At 57.0% G+C, this 20,173-nt stretch carries 15 protein-coding genes and 2 pseudogenes; 7 read left to right on the top strand and 10 right to left on the bottom strand.

The window, feature by feature from the left end; genetic code table 11:
* Nucleotides 1-273: 273 nt before the first annotated feature.
* On the bottom strand, nt 274-558 hold the full coding sequence (locus tag AC0L2J_RS30380; RefSeq protein WP_473395474.1) for a PilZ domain-containing protein: 285 nt from the start codon (nt 556-558) through the stop codon (nt 274-276).
* A gap of 1,462 nt (nt 559-2,020) precedes the next feature.
* Here AC0L2J_RS30380 and AC0L2J_RS30375 point away from each other — a divergent pair.
* The 4 genes and pseudogenes from AC0L2J_RS30375 to AC0L2J_RS30360 all read left to right on the top strand — a co-directional run.
* Nucleotides 2,021-2,351 (top strand): annotated as a pseudogene (locus AC0L2J_RS30375) (NUDIX hydrolase); the annotation flags it as partial.
* A gap of 395 nt (nt 2,352-2,746) precedes the next feature.
* Nucleotides 2,747-3,223, top strand: coding sequence for an Lrp/AsnC family transcriptional regulator (locus tag AC0L2J_RS30370; protein WP_473395456.1), 477 nt, complete (start codon nt 2,747-2,749; stop codon nt 3,221-3,223).
* Nucleotides 3,224-4,020: 797 nt separating this feature from the next.
* Complete coding sequence (locus AC0L2J_RS30365) at nt 4,021-5,226, top strand: diaminopropionate ammonia-lyase (protein WP_473395455.1); 1,206 nt, start codon at nt 4,021-4,023, stop codon at nt 5,224-5,226.
* 3,069 nt (nt 5,227-8,295) lie between these two features.
* Entirely contained in the window at nt 8,296-8,517 is a 222-nt protein-coding gene (locus tag AC0L2J_RS30360; RefSeq protein WP_473395454.1) for a hypothetical protein, read from the top strand.
* 29 nt (nt 8,518-8,546) lie between these two features.
* On the opposite strand, the gene AC0L2J_RS30355 is transcribed toward AC0L2J_RS30360, so the two are convergent.
* A complete protein-coding gene (locus AC0L2J_RS30355; RefSeq protein WP_473395453.1) occupies nt 8,547-8,708 on the bottom strand; it encodes a hypothetical protein in 162 nt (53 codons plus the stop codon).
* Between the two features lie 92 nt (nt 8,709-8,800).
* A complete protein-coding gene (tnpB, locus tag AC0L2J_RS30350; protein WP_473395473.1) occupies nt 8,801-9,022 on the bottom strand; it encodes an IS66 family insertion sequence element accessory protein TnpB in 222 nt (73 codons plus the stop codon).
* Between the two features lie 357 nt (nt 9,023-9,379).
* Between tnpB and AC0L2J_RS30345 the strand changes: the two are divergent.
* Nucleotides 9,380-9,811 (top strand): annotated as a pseudogene (locus tag AC0L2J_RS30345) (IS5 family transposase); the annotation flags it as partial.
* 13 nt (nt 9,812-9,824) lie between these two features.
* On the opposite strand, the gene AC0L2J_RS30340 reads toward AC0L2J_RS30345, so the two are convergent.
* The 5 genes from AC0L2J_RS30340 to panB form a co-directional block, all read right to left on the bottom strand.
* On the bottom strand, nt 9,825-10,025 hold the full coding sequence (locus AC0L2J_RS30340; protein ID WP_473395452.1) for a hypothetical protein: 201 nt from the start codon (nt 10,023-10,025) through the stop codon (nt 9,825-9,827).
* Nucleotides 10,026-10,875: 850 nt separating this feature from the next.
* On the bottom strand, nt 10,876-11,727 hold the full coding sequence (locus AC0L2J_RS30335; protein WP_473395451.1) for a TauD/TfdA dioxygenase family protein: 852 nt from the start codon (nt 11,725-11,727) through the stop codon (nt 10,876-10,878).
* Between the two features lie 727 nt (nt 11,728-12,454).
* Entirely contained in the window at nt 12,455-13,273 is an 819-nt protein-coding gene (locus AC0L2J_RS30330) for a methyl-accepting chemotaxis protein (RefSeq protein ID WP_473395450.1), read from the bottom strand.
* Between the two features lie 2,071 nt (nt 13,274-15,344).
* On the bottom strand, nt 15,345-16,193 hold the full coding sequence (gene panC, locus AC0L2J_RS30325; RefSeq protein WP_473395449.1) for a pantoate--beta-alanine ligase: 849 nt from the start codon (nt 16,191-16,193) through the stop codon (nt 15,345-15,347).
* A 9-nt stretch (nt 16,194-16,202) separates the two neighbouring features.
* Complete coding sequence (gene panB / locus AC0L2J_RS30320; RefSeq protein ID WP_473395448.1) at nt 16,203-17,075, bottom strand: 3-methyl-2-oxobutanoate hydroxymethyltransferase; 873 nt, start codon at nt 17,073-17,075, stop codon at nt 16,203-16,205.
* A gap of 73 nt (nt 17,076-17,148) precedes the next feature.
* On the opposite strand from panB, the gene AC0L2J_RS30315 reads away from it, so the two are divergent.
* Entirely contained in the window at nt 17,149-17,499 is a 351-nt protein-coding gene (locus tag AC0L2J_RS30315; protein WP_473395447.1) for a hypothetical protein, read from the top strand.
* Nucleotides 17,500-18,677: 1,178 nt separating this feature from the next.
* On the top strand, nt 18,678-18,974 hold the full coding sequence (locus AC0L2J_RS30310; protein WP_473395475.1) for a hypothetical protein: 297 nt from the start codon (nt 18,678-18,680) through the stop codon (nt 18,972-18,974).
* Here the strand turns inward: AC0L2J_RS30310 and AC0L2J_RS30305 are convergent.
* Nucleotides 18,880-19,302 carry an acyl-CoA dehydrogenase family protein gene (locus AC0L2J_RS30305; RefSeq protein WP_473395446.1) on the bottom strand — a complete coding sequence of 141 codons (423 nt, stop codon included), beginning with the start codon at nt 19,300-19,302 and terminating at the stop codon, nt 18,880-18,882. The genes AC0L2J_RS30310 and AC0L2J_RS30305 overlap by 95 nt on opposite strands.
* A gap of 576 nt (nt 19,303-19,878) precedes the next feature.
* On the bottom strand, nt 19,879-20,173 hold a 295-nt coding region (locus AC0L2J_RS30300), incomplete at its 5' end, for an aspartate 1-decarboxylase (RefSeq protein ID WP_473395445.1).

Below are 20,173 nucleotides of genomic sequence, written 5' to 3'. Positions count from 1 at the left end.
AGGTCGTCCCCACTTGCAGCGATATGGCGTGTTCCGGAACGACTATACCGCTGCAGCGCTCCGGGGAGCACTACGTCCTGAGATCGCCGCACGGCATGTTCTCGGGCGCCGTTCAGGCAATCGCATAAGGGTTCGATACCCGGGATGGATCGCCCCTACAATGAGAACGCAGATGAGGGGCATCGCTGCTGCCAGGTAGCGTCGATTCAGGAGTGAGTTGGGGGCGACCCTCCTCATTGAATCAATTCGAACCGGATTTGGTTTCTCTGGCAATTAGCCCGAGCAAATATTCCGGCTGGTTACAAATTGGACTCCGATTTCCGAGCCGTCCAGTCGAATCAACTTGCATCGCCGGTAAGCTAATCCGACCGTTGAAAGCAGCAGGAAGAACTGGCGAGCATTGAGCACGTCTGTCGATCCATCAATTCGAAGGCGTGCTCCGGTGTCGGAAACGTCGATGAGAATGCAATCGCGCCGCCACGTGCCGTCTAGACCTAAAAGGGTTGCCCGGTACTCGTGCTCGAAGTGAACGCGCTTTGATTTTCCCTTATCCCACATCCAATGGCTTTCAGTCCAGACCAGGCGAAGCGGAGTCAAATTGCTCCTCATCTGGCCTCGCATCTGCAATCAAATGAAATGACAACTACCAAGAGGCAAAATATCTGTCGGCTTGATACGATGGCAAAGATACTGAAAGCGGACGCGGCTCTCGCCACCACTTTCCGAAGATGGTTCGTGCGGGCTTGAGCGACGTAGTTGGAGAAGCTCCGAGACAACAGCGATTGAGGTCTACAAAGATGGCAACACGACCGACCAATTTACTTTACGTGAAGACGAGCGGAAGCAGAGTTGCGCAACTCAAGCTGCCGACGGCACCAGAAGCTGCTGCTGACAAGATCAACAATGCCCATGAACGAACTCAATTTTGGCGAGGAGTAGAGATCAGGTAATCCTCGGTTCGCCGGCTTATCATGAAAGATTATTCAAATACGGCGCATAATTCCTGCTGGTCTCCCAATGGACCGCTGGTTTCCAGCACGATCAGCGAGCAGTGCGCCGCATTCCCGCACCGTTCAACCCTGTGGCGTGTAAGGGGACGCGATCGCTAATCGGCAGTAGAGTAGAGCACCTGCGTTCAGATGCAGAGCAGGACCGTCGAACTCGGAGACGTCTTGGGCGCGGCACAATCGCGACGCGAAGCCCATTTGGCTTCGTAAACAACTAGGCTGATGCCGCCCAATTTGAGCGCCGATGGCTACTACTCACTTTCGATCGCCGTCTGTGCGCAATGGACGCCTCTACAGTAGTCTAGGCACGGGCGAAAGATCATAGGTCTGAAATCGTTTTTGACTTCACAAGTGGCGAGTCCGACTTTTGATTCTGGCGGTCCCCAAGTAGGGGCTCTTATCTCGAACAGGGTTTGAGGTAACTTCAAGAGGCCGCTGTCCCCCGCCAGCGGTGTCTTAGCCTCGTCGGGAGAGTTCGTCCGATGCCAATCCAAGTATGGGCTCTCGCCACGTCAATCGGTTGGACATTGGTCGTGGCGGCGATCCTGCTCTGCTTGATCTTCAGCCCTGGCTAATCCAGCGCCTTACGAGGGCGAACGCCTAACCGTCGTGATTGCGCAGCCGTGTCCACCGGAGTGCCGGGTGAATGGGGTGGGCAAGAGTACTCAGAAGCGCCCCGCGGAATTGGAAAAGCCGCGGAGGAAAAATTATCTTTTGCTGGAGCCTCGAAAGAGCACCTCTAACGTGAGGTGATGCCGGCAGCAGCAGCGACTACGCGGCTGCCACCGATCGCGAGAAGCGACCGACCGTGGTCGACATCGACATCGATATCGGCATGCCGACCGCGGGGATGTTGATGCTGGTGCTGCTGTTTGCGTCGAAAACGACAAGTCGATGATCGGCGGCAATCTCTGACTGATCCGCCGAACAGCATGGTTACGCAGGCGGCCAGCGCGGAACCTGCGAGCGGCGCCTGATTCCATATCTCGGTCAAGATCCGTATCGAGCAAGTCGGTGATGCGGTGCTCGGCCTGCTTGGCGATTATCCGACACGCTCCGGCTATCTGATCACCCGGTTGTCCTATGGACCGATCGCGCCGCTCTAGCGCCGAACCCGCAGGAGGTCGCCTCCGTCCACCACATCGCACTTCATACGGTCGAGCGCGAGGACGCTTCGACTTCGTTGCCATCCCCGAAAGCGAGCGGCGCGTGATCCGCTTTCATCATCAGGGAAGCCTGATCCGCGCGCCGACAGCGGCCCTGATTTATCAGTTCCGCGAGCTTCTCGCGGGGCGCACGACCCGCGTCAGCGAGTTGGAACAACCGGTCTTCGCCTGGAAGTAAACGGCGCCTCACGCAGGCATGCCAACGATCCCAGATCGTGTCGCGCTCGGAGCGTGACCTTGAGCTTCCCGCGGGTCAAGCCGTCGAGGCGTGTGGCAAAGACGCGGGGGAGATGGTGAAGGGGTCTTGCCCGTAGGCGCGTACGATTCTCTCAAGAGCCAGATGATCGAGCTGCGGGCGGCGCAGCCGAATGGGGGCCACGTCGCGCGAACGCAATCGCAAGGATTAAGTGGCCTTACTCACATATTCCGGTGGCGTTCGTCGAGGGCGGCCGTTCCTCGCTGATTACCTGCCCGGTAATTTGTTGAAAATATTCCTGGATGTGGTATCCTCGGAGGATTTACTGCGCCGCGAAACGTTTTCGCGGTGAAATTCACTCAAAGTTGGGCCCGATTATGCAGTACGATCGGATTGATGCCCGCATCCTCGAGATCGTGCAAAAAAACAACCGCATCACTTCCGAAGCAGTCGGCGACCTGGCCGGGCTTTCTGCCACCGCGTGTCAGCGGCGACTGAAGAGGCTCCGTTCTGAAGGGATCATTGAGGCCGATATCTCGATTGTTTCGCCGAAGGCGGTAGGCAGATCAATTCAGATGCTTGTGCTTGTTAGTCTGGAGCGCGAGCGTGCTGATATAATCGACAAATTCAAGAAGGCCGTCAAATCTTCAGTTGAAATCGTCAACGGTTTCTACGTTACAGGTGATGCGGACTTTGTCCTATACATTACCGCCCGCACCATGGAGGATTATGAGGAGTTCACCCGGAAGTTTTTCTATGTGAATCCTGACATAAAAGGCTTCAAGACGATGGTCGTCTTGGATCGCATAAAAGCGGGCTTTGCGGTACCGATCGAGATTCCCTCGGAAGATTGACCACGGGTTCAGGTTCACCGCAGATCGCCACGATTATCTTTCTTCGCGAGCGCCGAGGCCTGCAGCACTGAAGCGCAGCAACTTGAAACGGGCCCACGACAAGGCCGTCGCTTCCATCAACGCTGGTCGGAGTTTCACTCGGGGGGCAGCGGTGCGCCCCCGGGACAGGGCCTTCCGGTTTGGGCGGCTGGATCACTCTCTTTACCGGCCTCAAAAAACGGGATGGGGCTGGCGAAGGAGTCGGGGGCACAGTCGTGGCGACGGGTAAATTCTGCAAAACACAATCTTCGCGGTCAGCGCCTCGATCTGATCCGTCATCCGTTTCAAATTGGTCTGCTGCGCACCGATATTGCGATTGAGCTCTGCCATTTCGCCTATCGCTTGCCGTTGCCCGATCGAATCTCCCAGACAGTTTCCCTATCTTCAGGTGATAAGCTCGGCACAGGGACAGGTTCATGCGCGATGACGTCGCGAAAGCTGTTTCGATGTTAGTCCAATAACAAGCTGCCCCGGCGCACAGAGCGAGGGAGACGGCCACGAGCGCGAGAATCCAAGAAAACGACTTGGGGATTTGGGTCGGGTGGCAACTCCGAGGCGCTCACTTCGTCAATGCCGCAGATAGCATCGTTCTACGCGACTTTGTCATCGCTCGCCTCTCTTCAGTGCTGTTATAGTGGGCGCAGCAACTCGTTCGGGAACTTTGGAGCCAGGACATGTGATCCCCGTGCGCGCGTTGTGCTTCGCGTTGCTCGAGAACCATGGGCAATTGAGCTTTATTGGCTGGAGAAAGTCGAACCATGTTACTCCTCAACCATCATCCCGATTACCGGGCCATCCTGGAGGTTGCCGATGCGGACACTTTGAGTATCGACGCCGCTCGAGACGTCGAGCGCTTTCTGAGGTATCGCGAAGGTCACAAGGAAACGCCGCTCCTTTCATTAGCAGGGCTCGCTGGCGAAATCGGCGTGAACTCCATTCATCTCAAGGATGAGGGTCATCGACTCGGTCTTGGCAGCTTCAAGGCTTTGGGCGGCTCCTATGCCGTGATCCGGCTGGTGCTGGAAGAAGCCACGCGGCGGCTCGGCCGAGATGTTGATGTGTCCGAGCTACAAAATCCCGAAGTGAAGGCCGTGGCGCGAGAGATGACGGTATCGTGCGCCACAGACGGCAATCATGGCAGATCGGTAGCTCAGGGCGCTCAGCTTGTAGGAGCAAAGTGCGCCATCTTCGTTCATTCAGGTGTCACCGTGGAGCGCATCAACGCGATCGGTCGCTATGGGGCCCAGATGATCCGGGTCGATGGCAACTACGATGACTCCGTCTGCGAGGCGTCGCGAGTTGCAGCCGAAAACAGCTGGATTACTGTGTCCGATACCTCCTGGCCAGGGTATGAGCGCATTCCCGGCTTAGTGATGCAGGGATATACTGCCCTTGTAAGCGAAGCTCTGTGCCAGTTGCCCCAGGTCCCGACACATGTCTTCGTCCAATCGGGTGTGGGCGGTATTGCTGCAGCGGTCGCGGGCCATCTTTCAATTCTGCTCGGCAAGAACCCTCCATTTTTCACGGTTGTTGAGCCCGCCCGCGCAGCGTGTCTTTTTGAAAGCGCGCGGGCTGGACGCGCTGTGAAGGTAGATCATGGGCAGTCGACGGTGATGGCAATGCTCGAATGCTACGAACCCTCGCTCGTCGCCTGGCGCATCCTTTCTCGCACAGCGGATGCCTTTATGACTGTGGAAGACGAGGACGCAATCAACGTCATGAGGAAGCTTGCCAATCCCAGCAATACTGACCCCGCTGTTGTTTCAGGCGAAAGTGGTGGTGTTGGTCTCGCGGGCTTGCTGAAGGTCGCTTCCAAGCAAACTGTGCGGGACAAGGTCGGGCTTGGACGCGATTCTCGAGTCTTCCTGATCAATACCGAGGGCGCGACCGATGCTCGCCGCTATGAGGAACTTGTCGGCCTGTCCCCAGCCCAGGTAACTCTGTCGAGCCGCTCGCCCGGCTAGAGACAGCGTGAGTCACGGCGCTTCACCCATGACGGGACCGGATCGAGCGGTCTGCGATAGACTTCGTCACTCGAACTGAACAGCCCTTATCTCTCAGCTCGGGGTACACAATAGACAATTCGGTCGCAAGTTGATCCGCTCGATCGCCGGCAAGCTCAACATTCTCGAGGATAAGGCCTCCTTGATCTTTGTACTCCTCTCCAACTACGAGATCAAAAGAGTAGTACGGCATCCGAATGTTTCCTTGCTTCTCCAGTTGATCTCACAGTCCACGAATCGTGAAACGGCCGGTCCGTGTTGTCGAGCAGAACTGCCGAAGGGCGAGCTAGCATCTGCTCATCAAATCGTTTGCAACGGGTCCAAGGTCGTCCCTCGCCCGTCTCATGCGGCGGCTAGCACCCTCGGCCAGAAAGAGGAACAGTCCCGCTTGTAGAGCCGGTCAGCATCCGAGCGATCATCCACCGTTGCGCGGGATACGAGGGCGTCACTGCAGCGCCCGAGTGAAGCACATTCGACGCACTCTCTCACTATGAGACTGCGCAGGCTGTTCCGCTGTGGCCACGGCCCGCGGCGAAGACACGAGTTGATTCCCGAGCTGCATGAGAATGCACTGAAGTTGGATCCTTTGGATGGTCTCTCGCTTGCTGCCTCGGACCAGAGCCTCTGCATAACTGTACATTCGGAGTCGGTAGAAATAGCGAAACATGTCCTACTCCCTCGTCCACAATGTGCGTAGCTGACGTCAGTAATGCCAGATAGTATCGAAGTGTTGCTTCCTGTTGGTGCAATGAAGGGGGCGCCAACGCTGAATTTCTGCTTTCAGCGCCTTCTTTTTTTTGGACTTTCAGCATAACGATCATTGTCGATATTGCGAGACCTGACACACCGACGGGTGCCATCCGAACGATGCCGTGGTCCGATGACCGTCGTCGCCTCGGTCGAATGCGCCCCGCGGCATCAACTTTTTCTGGCCTGCACACACGTTGAAGGGGCCGTCTCTCCGGCAGCACTCGTGGGCCTCGATCTTGCAGCGCGGATACAGGTGCATGCCCGCAATACCCCGCAAGGCGCATGATTCCTGCGCGGAACCCTTCCAAACGCATGATGCAATCGCGATCCCAGATTAATGTTCCGGTGCCCACCAGAGGGGGACGTACGTCGAGGCGCGAAGTCCCAGAGAACCGACGCCTACAGTTTTCTCCCACTCTTCACCCGGGCAAAGTTCACTCAAGGCCTATTTTGACGAAAGGATAAGGACTGCTAGTCAGGCGCTGGCAACATAACAATTGACCCAATTGAGAGACGTCGAATGGCTAGTTACAAGAAGACAAACTATCTGCAAGTATCGACTGTTCAGGCTTTGACGAAGCGTACCGGGGCTCAGTATCCCGGAATTTGCCGCTGCATGGGCTGGCAGCGCGGAAGCGGCATTGCGTCGCGACGCGTGCTACCGGCGCAATCCGATCACGCGCGCACACCCGGTCAATGAACGATTGGCTGGCGATTGATCGTGTACGCCGGCCACAATCCGAAATAAGCACGAGCTCCGACCAAAGATCGAAATTTTGTTTTCAGGTAGCTTTACGCATACGATTGTCGCTGTCACATAACACGCTTAGCACGCGTTATCCGTTATTGGTTCAGCCAAGCTCCTTTAGAGGGCACAATGTTCGACGTGTATGTAAACGACAAGCATGATTTTCTGGTGGTTGCGCAGGGCGCCCCGTTTCCCTTTATCGGGGCTCTCGGGAAATGGCGAAGAAAGAAAAGACGCGTCATCAGCGTCAGTCACGAGATCAGATCGGCTGTTCAGAAGCAGGGCTTCTACATCCGAAAGATGAGTGACATCAGAAATCTTTAAATTTCCGGGCACCTTTCCAATTCGGCGCCTTCATTGGAGTTCATTCGGCGTCGGAATGTCTCGCTTCTGCCTGAGGACTCTATCGATAACTTTTGAACTCGGCGAACGGCCTAAACGGGCCTGGATTCTGCCCAACCTGACCGTGTCCCCAAACAAACAAGGAGTAGTGCCAATAGCCGATCGACTCGAATGTGAGGAAGTAGCGGATACCTCGATGTGTTCCCTCGTACTCGATAGGTTGATCCTTACGCTTCGCCACGCACCGGGCATGGCCGATCAAATCAGGTGCACAATCAAGAGGCCGCGTCCGGTCATTCGAGCTAGATCAACGCGAATGCGAGCAGGCTGGAGCAGAGCAAAGCGATCCCAGCAGCAGTGAGCGCCAACAAGCCAACGGAGACAAGATCACATCCGTACATGGAATGCCCTCGATCGCCTGAAAGAAGCCGGCCGACGCTCAAACGCTAGCGATCTGAGAATTGTTAATCGAACCCGACGCATTCTTCCTGCCATTGTGGAACGCCTGTGCATTTTTTCGACGATTCTGCAGGAAGGACTGCCGACTTGCGGCGCGCGAAGAGCGCTATTGAGCAGTCTCGCCACTTGCCTCCGTCTCGCATCAAGGCATCCCTCACATCCGAATGCATTCGGATCGGCGGATGTGAATGGCTCCATAATTTTACCAGGTTATTTCAGGTATTTCTTTGAAATGCGCGGACTTCTGATCCTCCTTACGGCGTTTGCGATCATTTTGGCGGCACGCGGCCAACACCAGAATGTTTTCGAGCCGCTCCCGACCGGCCCGATGCCCCCGGTAAACATCCCTTAGCTCACGCGCCTTGGCTCCATCTGTGAGGCGACCGGATGCACTTCATCAACGGTGAGAAAGCCTCGTCACGCCTCTCAGACTTTTACTCCCGCTCTGCACGCAGCCTTCGTAGTAAGTACATCTTCTACCCTAGCATGGGGGTAGCTCGGTCATTCTGTCCTTGCAATATTGGCGCAGCGCACTTAAATCCAGGCTCCCAAGCCAAACTCAAGGAGCTCATTGGCGATTCGCCACCCGCTCGGATGGCACGGCATACACGCGCGCCTCGACGTTCCACCCTGTGGGACGATTCGCTAGTCGACCTAGAAGCGTATTCTTGGGGTTAGTTGCGCCGACGCACTGGATGCCTGCCCCTAGCCCACCGTGGACCTTCCACCGTATGACCAAGCCCGCATCGTTGCTTGGGCAAATGACCCACACGCTCTCATTGAAGGATTATCAGCTCCTGCCGGCCGGAACGCTCGTTCACAACGGTCCCGGCCATGCCGTGGAGATCGGCAACGACTATCCCGTCGCTATCAGAACGGACCTCGATGGCGAACTGGTCAAAGGCGCGGCCCGCCTGAAAACCATCCTGGACGATGCGCTTGGAAGTTCGTAGATGGCCCTTCCTGATGCGGACAAATGTTGTCAGATCCGGGGGAGATCACCAAGGCACTGCGCTCGCGGCAAGCCGCGTGCGTTTGCGTAACCGATCAGCGCCTCGGCCGCCTTCGCGTTGGCAGCTTCCGCTTTGGCGCTCGCCGCGACCCCTTTCGCTTGAAGGCGCGCGGCGCGCTTCGCGAGGATCATCGCATGCGCGGCGGCAAGATCGGTGGGAAGCGATTCAGATGTGGTCACGACGATGATGGAATCACATCATCACGATCCACAAGTTCAAAGGCTCATTCGACCGATGTCGGCCGCCACGTATCTTGTGGGTGCCTCCAGTCGATTCCCGACAGGAGGTAACCGAGCTGCGCCGACGAGATCATCACCACCCCCTCCACCGGGCTCAGCCAGATGAAGCGACCCCGCTCCAGGCGCTTCGTGAACAAGCAGGCACCCTGGCCGTCGTGCCAGATCACCTTCAAGAGATTGCCGCGACGGCCGCGGAAGCAAAACAGGTAGCCGCCCAGCGGGTCGCGATGCAGGGATCTCCTGAACCTGCAATGCCAGCGACGGAAAGCGCTTCCGCACGTCGATATAGCCGGTTGCGAGCCATACCCGCACGCCGGCCGGCAACGGAATCATCGTGACCGTCCATCAGGCAGCGCCGCCACGACTGCGCTCAGCGTCGCCGCGTCAACCGCGCCTGTGATCGGCATCCGAGCCCCGGCCGCAAACTCAATCTCGATTTCACCGCAGGCTCAACGGTTGCCGGTCTGGCGCAATGTAGACTGCCGCAAAACGGACTTCGTCATCCTGGCGCTGCACCGGCCCAGCCCGCACGCAAGACGCCTGTGCGCGCCTGCCGACGCCAAGCGCAAAACGGGGCTCATAATCGGGCCATCGGGCGTTCGCGCGGCGGCCTGACCACTAAAATCCATATGGCTGTGCGCGACTGGAATTGCCCGGTCCGCTTCGTCCTAACGGCAGGTCAAGCTGGCGATGTCAACAGGCCCCGCCGCTCATCGAGGGGCTCGCAGCCAAGGTCGTGATGGGCGATGCCGCCTATGATTCCGATGCGTTGCGATCCGCGATCTCCGCAAAAAAGGGGCCCAAGCCGTCATTCCGAACCACCCCTCACGCGCCATTAAACATCCGCTCAAGCCTCTCTGCGCCAAGCGTCACCTGATCGAATGCTGCTTCTGAAACTGAAGCGGTTCAGACGTGTCGCCAGGCGATACAAAACGACAGCGCAAAATTACTTCGCCGCCGTCGCTATCGCCGCAAGTCTGCGCTGGCTAGGGTAATTGTCCACACAGCCTAGCGCCACATCGTTGGCGCCTCGGTGAGAGCCTCACGTCCGATTTGCTTGAGGCGTTCGCGCGAAATATCGCCTCGAGCAGCGGCTTCCAGCATCTTTGAGGCGACGTGAGCGCGCGCTCCGGTGTCATGGCTGGAAATATGTTCGCAGACTTCATCAAGGACGGCACGCAGAAGTGCTGTGGTTGCAGGATCAAGCATAGGACCCCCAAGGGAAAACCTATCGTAGCGAAATCGATCTAGCCCAGAATTCAAGATTGTTAAACTTTCAAGCCCGCAGGGACTCTAAGCTGGTTTGTGCTTGGCACACTAGGAGAAGGCTATCGGGCTGCGATGCAGTCTTGCTGAGCCGGCGCGATACTGAAACTCCAGCCAAGGCATGCTGAACCGGCCTTCCCCACGGGAACTCGGCCTGACGAGGCACGCGCAGCATTCAAGCGATCTCCCACCGGGCCTCCCGATCGCACTCAAGCTTCGTTCACACGCCGTCATCTGACTTAGCCGAAGTATTCACGAGCGTTAATCTAGCAGAAGCTTAACCATCCAGGCCGATGTCGTCTCGCGACCGATCCGTTGGATCAGACCTGTCTACCAATCCTTTTGAGCTGACGACGAACCGTCCGGCCTTAGATGCCGCCGTTCCCCTTCTCTCTTTGTAGCTCAAGGCGCCTTTGTCGACAGCATGACGCTTTATGCCGCCGCTTAAAAACAGCAAGGACCCACGTGCCGGCTTTGATCGCTCCATGTCGGCTTTCGCAAGTGCGCTCACGGCGGCGTCATACTCAAGCCGCAGGTCGCAACAAATGGTTGACAATAATCGAATTGATTAGGAGATCTAGGCGAGCCTAGAAATATCATCGCCGCTGTCGCTGCCGGGGCGGCGCTTGCCAGGCGCAATGACCGGGAGAGAGCAATGCAATCGGACGCCTTTGCTCGGGCGCGCAAAAGTCGGGTTGATCTCTTTCAAACCCGCAGCGTTCCCGTCGCCAGGAACCGCTCGCTCGTGCTGTACGGCCGTGCTTTCTTAGCTCCTGACTCGCTCAGAACGCAATCAAGCAGCCCTCGCGCTCTCAGATTTTCGCGTGTTAGGCCGTTGCGCGCTACGCAGGCTCCGCTTCAGTTCGTCAGGCAAGGTGTCACGACGTATTGCGTCTTTCTGACGCTCATCAATCGGATAGAGCTGGGCCGAATGGTGGTCCCAGATCGCTATATCTCCGTGTTTCCAGCTCCACAGAAGAGCATTTTCCGGCGCAGTCATATAAGAACGAAGCAGATGAAATAGCCTTTTGCTCGTATACCTCTGTAGTCCAACAAAGTGACGTTCGCATTTTCCGAGCGCGAGAACACGCTCACCCGTCTCGGGATGGATCTCGACCACCGGATGGTCGACGACAGCTTTCGTTTGGTCAGGCCACTCATCCGCAAACATAGTGTCTGCATCCGCGAGCCGTGAGTCCGTGGTATCCGCCGCCTCATCATCTCTGATCACCCATAGATCGTCAGCGAATCTTCGTAGCGGCAACGGAAGGTCAAGATATGCAGTTCGCATATTCGACCAGGCTGTCGCGCGACCAGATGCGATTGCCGCTGCACGCAAAATGGAGAATCCGGGATCGAGCCGGTGGGTGACATTTGTAGGCCCATTGCCATGTGGATAGGCAGCCTCCGATCCCACATTGCCAAGCCGTTCCAAGAGCCGCTTGTGCTCGGCGCCAGCAAGAGGCTTCTGCTCTCGGAAGAAGATCACTTGGTGCTCACGCAGCAGCCGGCGGATAGCACAGAGAACATCATTCGGGATATCAGCGGAAAGTCCGACCCCTACGATCTCAGCCCCCAGCCGAGGCGCGCACCGAATGATATTTGCCCGCGGGATCAACGTGCCCACCATCTTTGCATCTTGCATCGCTCTATCCTCATCCTATGATCCAGCAAATAACGCTCCGCCACCCGCCGACCGCTCGTCGACTTGGCGTTTCCTGGTCCCATCGATAAGTTTCTTTTCGAGCAGCGCGGCCGGATTTCACTTCAGCATCATGACCTCGCTCGGACACTGAAAATGTAAGAGCGATCTTCCATCAGTCAATGAAAAGAACTCGCTTTTGTTTCGGGTTAACTGCGCAGTTTACTTCGCAAACGAAGCCGTTCTTGCAATATTTTTTAGAGGCGTAGCTGGGACTGTCGCGTCGAGTGGATGTCGACGACGACTAATCGCTCTTGTCGTTCTGCATCAGCGCGATCTGAGCAAGCAATGATCTAATACAGGTTATGACGAGAGCATGAGGCGCCCATGAAGCGTCGCTGCAATCACCACGTCAATTTCTAGCAAGTGACCGCTCTCAGCGGCTTAAATCGGTTGCCACGACTTCAAAATCTGCAGGATTTCTGCGCCACCAGTCGCCTTCGGACGACTGCGAATAATAGCTCACACTTAACCTCATCGACCAAGCAGCGATCGGCACTTTTGCGGCACCGCAAAGCTCGCCTCTTCGGAACAAGCAAGCAGTTCACCGCCCTTTACTTCCGAGCGCCCTAACAAACAGCGGACCGCGATAGGGCCGGCTTAATTAGGATTTGCGAATGCAAGCATGCCGATCGACCCAAGCCCGGCCGCCAGGACACGATCCCACGGATCATGTTATCCGCTTACGGAACGATGGACAACAAACGGGCGACAGCAAGCGTAGCATGTCCCAAACCTTCAAGGCGTTCGAGTAGCGACGTCGGAGCTCAAGGTGCAAGGTTCTCCGCCTGATTCCGCTAAGGAACCGGTCGAGCTGATGCCTTAACCTAGTGCTTTCGCCAGACAATTGCTCAGCTGATTTGAGCACCTGCACTGAAGCTCCTCCCGTTTCAGTCGCCCGATTTGTAACTGCGCCCGCACTCGAGGCCACCTCAACAGCCTTTGCCGCAGCTTCCTGTAAAGTGAGCGCGATATCCCTGCCAGTCGGCTTCTGATCCTCAATTGAGGCGACGGCAGACATGGCGATGTCGGCGATACGAGCGACGATGACGCCGACGTCAGTATCCTCTTGGACCGCTTCGCTCGTGGCTGCCTGAATATCGCCAATCTGCTTGCCAATTTCGACGGTTGCTTCAGCCGGTTGCGAGGCAAGGGAGTTCACTTCCTGCGCTACGACGGCGAATCCTCCACCCACTTCGCCCGCGCGCGCTGCTTTGAAGGTCGCGTTCAGTGCGAGTAAATTGGTCTGCCGCGTGATCGCGGCAATCAATCGGACCACGCTTCCGATCCTCTCCGCCGCGGCTGCGAGGCTAGCCGAGGTCATTGACGCGACCGTCTTGGCGATGCGCTGACCAAATAGGAAGGCGAGCAGCCCCACCACCATTGCTGCTAGCGCGATAATCCAGATCGACTCCCGCCGAACGTGATCAGCAACGGCATCCCCGAGACGCGAACGCACATCAGCTGCAGCTACAATCGTCTTAAGCATCGGATGAATGCGCTGTCGATTTGCTTGAGGTCGTCGACTTGTTCTCGCAGCGTCTGCTTGGTTACCATAAGCGCTAGAAAATCCGATTTCTATGCACGGATGAGCGCCAGGGCAGCCGACATTACCTCGGGAGCAAAGTCGCTATGCCTGAGGAGGGTACCAACTTTTGCGTCACAGTCCACGAGCTGGTCGCCATTCTTGTCCTCGCCCGGGCAACAGGAATTCGCTCTCGTAGCGTCGCATCTTTTAGCATCGACATCACGAGCTGAGGCTGATTGAGCTCGGTCACTGGGTGCTCAACGGCTTGCACAGCACTCCGTAACTTGCGTTGAAATCCCTCATTCTCGCTGAAGCCGAGGTTACGCTGCGCCAAGACTACGTTCTGGAACCGCATGGCACAAAGATTGCTCACGGATCGCAGAGAGTTTGCATCCTTCATGGGGTCGCCGTCGTGTACATCCGCCACGAATGTCTCGACCCCTAGTGCCGCAAGCTGGAGTTCCTTATTCTCCGCATGCTTCTTGGCCACGTCTGTGACAACGCTGCGACATGACCTTTGAACTCGTCACTCGCCCTCGACTCTCGTTCCGCAACGCTGAGGTAGAGCATGGCGGCCGCGCAGATCGCGCCTGTGACAATAACCCCCGAAATCCCTAGCAGTGCCAGCTGCTCGCGCAGCCCTATGCGGCAGCCGCAAACCGGTGATGATGTCCGGCGAATTCCGATTGCCACTTGGCGCATTAGCGCCTCAAGGGTTTTATTCGACGCGCCTGGCGCTCGTACACACTGCCAGGACGCACAGCGCGTCCTGCTGGATCGCGGACAGCCCGTCGTGACGAGGCGCTGACTAATTGAGATTGATTTCGAAAACCTGAACCAAGCTCTTTGAGCGTACGCGCGAATACACAGATCGATGTGCACGATGGTGTCTGTGAGGAGCACGCAATCTCCGACCATACGCGAAACAGCCTTCAAAGCAGCGGTTGCGCTGCAAGCTTGCCGCCATTTGCGCATAAAAGCTGCAACTTATCCTACGGAACGCCGCCAATCCTCTCAAAGAAATGAGTATGCGATGTCTGCTTGCACGATTTCGCGACGTTTCGTGCAAGATTGGAGTGCCAGTGAGTTCATTTACTCACTGGGCTTCTCTCAGTGCCCTTCGGGGCGTTTCCTCCCTGACTTGGCCGCGCGGTAACTCGCGCGGCCTTTCTTTAGCTGTTAATGGCAAATTGGATCTCTTGGATTCAAAGAGCTAGGCGTACGGCGATGAAACTCGGGGCCGCTGCGCAAGCCAAGCTCGCCCATTGTGCGCGATCTTCTGAAGGGTTCAATCGCTTCTCCGGGAGGCCTGCTCCATGAGTGAAGCTGGCTTGGCGTGCCACGCTTTTCATGACAATCCACCGGCAAGTACCGAGCTCGCCGGGTGCCGCAGCACGCGACGGCACCCAGGCAGGCGTTACGGGCGGTCCGCCGATCAACACGGAGCCGATCGACAAAGTTGGGGGCAACATCGCGGACGTCCTGAAGCGCGGCGCAGGTCTTGACGGGCTGCGAGCATCACGCGCTTGGCCGCTCGTTCTTTGAGCCGACCGTGATTCGCCAATGTCACGGCCGGATTCGTAGATCGCCCTTGAGGAGACGTTCGGTCCTCTTCCGTCGGTGATTGGGTTCAAGAAAGAGGGAGTCTGACGCGTCCCCGAGCCGCTGGAATCCGCCATTCGGCGCCCACACCGGGCTGATCACCACTGAGGTTGCACCGTTCGCCGACTTCGAAGAGAGCGGTCTTGGCCGTGAAGGCTCGCGTCACGATAAGGAAGAATATGGCGACGTCAAATACATGACGATGGTTGACTTCGGGGTCGTCGATGATCGGTGTAGGGCCTGAAACTCGAGGCGATCATGTTGGGGCACGCCTCACCATGGGTCGCCGTTGCTGTCAGCCTCACATAGATCCAACAATCCCCCATGCCGCCGCTCCTTCGTTGAACGGGCCACGCATGTAGCCTCCCCGAAATTGCACCTCTCCAGCTGGCCTGGCATGACATCTTCGGACCGGCGGGGCGTTCGAATGTCACGCGGGCACAGGCAATATGATATTATCGATCAGCCTAGTTGAGCCGACATAGCCCGCCACGCAGAGGGCCGCCGTAGTCGCTAATGGGCTTTCAGCAGGTTTAAGGTCAATGCTATCGACCAAATCGAGGTACTCGAGCTGGTCGATGCCTGCCATATGCTGCCTCGCGATCGCTAGCAGTCGGCTTGCGTCTCGTTCTCCTGCTTGAAACTCTTCGCTCGCGGCGAATAGGCCGCGGCAAATGGCGAGCGCCCGCTGACGCTGCTCCTGACTGAGATAACGATTGCGGCTACTCAGCGCCAGCCCGTCAGCCTCTCGCACTGTTGGTAGGACGAGGATCTCAATTGGAAAGTCGAGATCAGCCGTCATACGACGCACGACCGCGCATTGCTGGAAGTCCTTTTGTCCAAAAACTGCAACATCAGGCTGCACCATATTGAACAGTTTGCAGACTACGGTTGCAACGCCTCGGAAATGCCCCGGCCTGAAAGCTCCGCAGAGGGGCCTGGCGAGCTCGCCGGGCTCAACGAAGGTGTCAAATCCAGCCGGATATATTTCTTTTGTATCCGGCGCAAAGAGGATCGTGACCCCGGCATCTCGGCACAGTTTTTCGTCGCGCAGGAAATCGCGGGGATAAGTGCCGAGATCCTCGTTTGCAGCGAATTGAGTCGGGTTCACGAAAATGCTCACAACGCTGACATCGCACTGCGGCCTGCTTGCTTCGATCAGGGCCCGGTGCCCCTGGTGTAGATAGCCCATCGTGGGAACGAAGCCGACCCGGTTGTCCGGCTTACGAATTTGCCGGATTGCCCGCCGAAGCTCGGCGACTGTCCTGACGGTTTCCATCTGAAGCGTTCACTTCGGTCCCGAGGGCGTCCACCGTGCGATTGCCTCGCCGCAGTCATGAGGCAACTGATAGGATTCGTCCGCGCCCGGAAACGAACCGTCCCGCACATCCGCAGCCCAGCGCGGCAACGCGTCTTGCAAAATCCCAAAGCCCTCCGCATAGGCGCGAACAAATTTGGGACGGTGGCCCTTGGTGAGGCCGAGTACGTCGTGGAATACGAGCACCTGGCCGGAGCAGGAGGGGCCTGCACCGATTCCGATCGTTGGAATCGCTAGCGTTTCGGTTGCACGCGCCGCGAGTTCGGCTGGAATGCCTTCAAGGACCAAAGCGAAGCATCCGGCTTCCTGCAGACTGTAGGCATCCTCCAGCAGCCGCAGGGCATCAGCAGCTGTTCTTCCCTGCACTTTGTATCCGCCCATGACAGTAACGCTTTGCGGCGTGAAGCCGAGATGGCCCATCACGGGAATTTCGCAATCCACCAAAGCACGGATCATTTGGACGCGCTTGGCTCCGCCCTCCAGCTTCACAGCATCTGCACCGCGCTGCAGAAACCCACCAGCGTTTCGGATCGTATCCTCTGCACTGAGGTGAAAGCTGAGGAATGGCATATCCGCCACCAGTAACGCACGATGCCTCGTACGGGCCACCGCCTCAAGGTGGTGGCTCATCATTGCCATGCTGACTGGGAGTGTGTTTTCGAGCCCTAGGCAGACGTTGCCGACACTATCCCCGACCAGGAGAATATCTACCAGAGGATCGGCGATGCGCGCCGAAACGGCATCGTAAGCGGTGGTCATGGCGAGACGACGTCCCTCCTTCTTCCAGCGCCCTAGGATTGGGATCGTCACTCTTTCGCTGATAGAGGACGGAATGTGACTCATTCCTTGAACTCCTTGTCTCTCGACATCCACTTCGTGGACTAGCGTTCGCGCCGCACACATCACGGGAATTGCGATGACGACGGTCGAGCGAATTGCGGATTTATCTTATTCTGCCACTCAAGCTTACGAAGCTCTCCGATCATGGTGCCCTTTCATCAGTGGGGAACTATGGCGCAGTGAAAGGCGTGGAGGTCAGACACCATCTTCTGGCCATGCGCCGGGAGTCTTTTGGTCCCCCGCGGGCAACGCCATCAGGCAAAACGGCATCCAAGCCAAAAAAAACGGAAAAAGGAGAAGAGGGGCGAGCGCGCCTTGGAGCGCTGTCGAGTACGGCACCTCGCCTCCTGTTCTACGCGAAAGCCGCCTGCTCTCTTTGAAAGTGCCAAAATCGATGATGGTGGCTGACATTTCTTTGACCTTTTGACTCCGCGCCGCTTTCTCAAACAGCGTAGAAACACTCAATTCTCTGCGGACCACTCGCCGCAAGCCCAGTTAGCTCGCATCGCATTCTCTTGGATCAGAGTTCGCGAATCTACTGACCGATGCCGCTTCCCGGCTCCAGAAATGCTTGGCCCAGCCTTGGTGAAGCGCGGTTCAAAAGCCACCTCTGCGCAATCATGCCGTCCGTGATTCTACCTCAGAGGCGCGCCATGATAGGCAACCTGTGGCGACTGTAACCAGCTGAGGTCTGCTTCCCGCCGCGCCTTGAGGCGATCGACGCACTTTCTCGAGCAAAGAGCCGTTCGCCAATTGTAGTAACGAATCAGTCCAAACTGTCCTCCGCAAATCGGGCAGCATCGGTCTGAACCGTGGCGCGAATTGTCCAAGTTACTACGCATTCTCGCCTCCTATAGACGCTAGGCATTTGGCCTTCACACTGATTGCGACGCGCCCCAATTTGCTTCGAGGCCTGTCAAATGGAATCAGCTGCCCGATTTGGCTCGCATCACCCCTGCTACGGTGTGGCTCGATGAGCTGTCGGCACTCGCCGCGAGTCCGCACAACTTACTCCCGAGCGAAAGGCCGCGTAGTGCAATAAGCGCGCTACGGACGAGTAATTCCTGCTCTCTTGGTGTCGTCTTCGACGGATTCGCGTCGATTGACGCACTTCGCATATATAAAGCGGCAATCGTTCCGATCCGAGCACGAGCTCTCGTCCTGGCGGGACACTTTTCGTCCCAATCGGCAAAATTGCCTGCAAATGCCATGAGGTCAGAAAATCGGTGCCTTCTCCGGTCCCGGCATAGATTTTGTCAAGAGCCCCCGCTGTCGCGCAATACGGCAGCATCACATAAATCGCTTCTGTTGCCGGACATGAACTGGCGCTCCATGTCGAGGTCCACGCGCCTATCATGGACTTTTTGACGAAAAGCTCCGCCCGCCATCGAGCCTTTATTCTCGTCGGGTATTGGTAGACTGGGCCCACTTGCAAGGGCGTCAGCTCGTCTTGCAATTCGAGCGCGGTCGCGTAGTCGCCCGCCAGACACGCATTTTGCAAGCCCGCAGAAGGCATGGCGCAACTAGCAACCATACTCGGCATGCCCGCTCCGGCAAACAGATCCACTTTCGCCCGGCTGACCTATGGACCTCCGGGGGTCGTCAATGCTGATCACCGCCATGATCGGTGATCAGCAAGGCAACTATCTTTTGATTTATGCAGCCGAACGCCGCCCTCGCCTCGTCCAGAACGGAGTTTCGTTTCGACTCTTCGCTCAGCTAAGCCGCGACGTTTTCGAGGAACTCTCTAATTACGGTGCGCAGTTCAGCTGTCCGAAGGGCCACATCGGAGGACGCCCCTTTAGCATCAACGGCGGCCTGGTTGGTACGATCGGCTACGCGCGCCACGGTAGACAAGTTGGATTCCACATAAGTTGTACCGCCAGCCGCTTGCTGCATTGAGTGGATAATGTCTTTGGTTGTTGTGTCCAACTGCTGAATGGCGATGCCAACCTCGGCAGCCACACTGTTGACCACACTCACGACGTTCGCAATCTCTTCGATTACTTCCGCAAACGTAATTCAAGCCGGCTCCGCCATAGGCCTCTGGAATCGTGGCCCCCAGCAGACCAAGCTCGCCCATGCTTCTGAAAATGCCAATATCGGTCTTTTCATTACGGAATGCTTCCTGCACGGACGGCAGCAGCTGTTCTTGACAGTAGACGTGCGCAGTGTCGCGAACAGCTCGCTCCTCGGCTATCTGCCCTTCAAGCGAAAGGGGCCGTCCCATTGAAAGGGCATTTCTAGCTTAGACATCAGCGAAGTTCGCAATGAGGGTGGTTCACTTAATTAGGCGGAAAGAATTGGAGGAGTTGTCGATCCGTCGGAGCTTTCCACAGCTGGAACGATCGCGGAACGGCCGAAGCGATCGCGGCAGCTCTGCATTCTCACCTCCGAGTGGACCTACTTGCAAGTCTTCACCGCTACATCACCCAGCGCGAGCACCACGGACAATAGCGTCTGGTCAAACGTGCAGGCGCATCCGGCCAAGTACGTGCAGCTGCGATTTGCCATCGAGAACTTCTCGAGCCGCTCCAAGTAAACTTACACCCGCTAGATGCTTAACACCACGATCCGCACACCATCATTACGCCTTCGGTACGCCATTCACGGATTGCGATCTCAATCAACGCGATTCATTGTGATCGCTCGTCCATTGTTCGGCTGGGCCCCTCTTCCCGGAGCATATGTGAGGGAACTGGACTCCGCAGTTCTTCGAGCGAGCCGAATTTAATGCCCATTCTCGGATTTTGCCGACAGCATGAAAGCTATTTCTGATACCATGTCAGCGACCTGCCACCGTGTTCTAACCAGGCGCGATGCGATTGTTTCGGTCAACCAGCACAACGCGTGGTCTGAACGCGTTCGCCTCGGCCTCATCGAATGAGCCGTACGCAATCACAACGATTCTATATCCGGGCATTGCGAGTCGGGCAGCCGCCCCATTCAGACTTATGGTGCCTGACCCTGGAGCCGCCTCGATTACATAGTTTGCGCATTGCGCTCCAGTTTCAATATTATGAGTTTCGACCCGTTCGTTGATTAGAAAGCCTGCCGCATCGAGCAGCGCACGATCAATGGTTATTGATCCCTGATGATTC

The organism is Bradyrhizobium sp. MV1.5 (assembly GCF_055807615.1).
This window is presented reverse-complemented; position numbering and strand designations above follow the sequence as displayed.